A 1,241-nucleotide genomic window follows, 5' to 3' on the forward strand; every position below is an offset into this window, starting at 1 on the left:
ATGGTGGTGGTGCGGTGCCCCTTCCCGTGATGCACCCCCGCCCAGTCGATCTCACCCAGACCCTGGTTGTAGAACGACGTGACAGCCGTGTGGAGCTGCGCCTGGTCGTCGTGGTCCCGACGCAACGTCGACAACCACGTCAGACCGGTATCGGTGAGCGTCGCCCGGGCCAGACCGGTCAACACGGGATGCGCGCCGATCTCCCAGAACACCCGTCCGCCAGCCGTGTACGCCGCCTCGATCGCCTGGGTGAAGCGCACCGGCCGGCGGATCCCCGACCCCCACAACCGGCCGTCGGCCACCGACCGGGCATCATGCCAACCACCCGTCACCGTCGAGGCGAACCCGACCCGCGGCGGCGACACCACTACCCGCCCGAACGCCTCGGCGAACGGCTCCACCGCCCCCGCCATCGCCGCCGAATGAAACGCATGACTCACCGTCAACCGCTGCGTCCGCAACCCCGACCCGGCCCCGAACGCCTCCACCGCCCCGACCGGACCAGAAATCGTCACACTCCGCGGAGCATTCAACGCCGCGATCTCCACCCCCGGAAACGACGGCAACACCGCCTCCACCGACCCCGCATCCGCGAACACCACCGCCATCGCCCCACCCGACGGCTGCGCCTGCATCAACCCACCCCGCACCACCGCCAACCGCAACACCTCAGGCAACGACAACACCCCCGCCGCCCACCCAGCCGTCAACTCACCCACACTGTGACCCACCACCAACCCCGGCCGAACACCCCACGACTCCAACAACCGCACCAACCCCACCTGCACCACCACAATCCCCACCTGCGCAAACCGCGTCTGCACCAACTCACCACCCCGATCCCCCCACACCACCTCCCGCAACGACACATCCCCACACGACGCCACCAACTCGACACACTCATCCACCGCATCCCGAAACACCGGCTCCGCCGCATACAAACCCGCACCCATCCCCGCATACTGCGAACCCTGACCCGAGAACAGAAACACCGACACCGGCGGCTCATTCGACAACCGACCCACCGGCCGATCCCCACCCGCCACCGCACCCAACCCAGCAGCCAACTCCGACCCGCCACAACCCTGCACCGCCACCCGGAACCGATGCGACGCACGACCCACATTCGCCGTGAAACCCACATCACCCACCACAGACGAATCCACACCCGACAACATGCGCGCATACCCGCCCGCCAACCGACGCACCCCGTCCTCACTCGCCGCAGAAACCTTCACCAC

At 67.9% G+C, this 1,241-nt stretch carries 1 protein-coding gene; it reads right to left on the minus strand.

Features of this window, described 5'->3' with window-relative positions:
* Nucleotides 1-998, minus strand: a 998-nt coding sequence (locus B5D80_RS32680; RefSeq protein ID WP_088647767.1) for an acyltransferase domain-containing protein, incomplete at its 3' end; no start/stop codon positions are given.
* Nucleotides 999-1,241 lie beyond the last annotated feature (243 nt).

This window comes from Micromonospora wenchangensis, from assembly GCF_002210435.1.
Taxonomy (GTDB): domain Bacteria; phylum Actinomycetota; class Actinomycetes; order Mycobacteriales; family Micromonosporaceae; genus Micromonospora; species Micromonospora wenchangensis.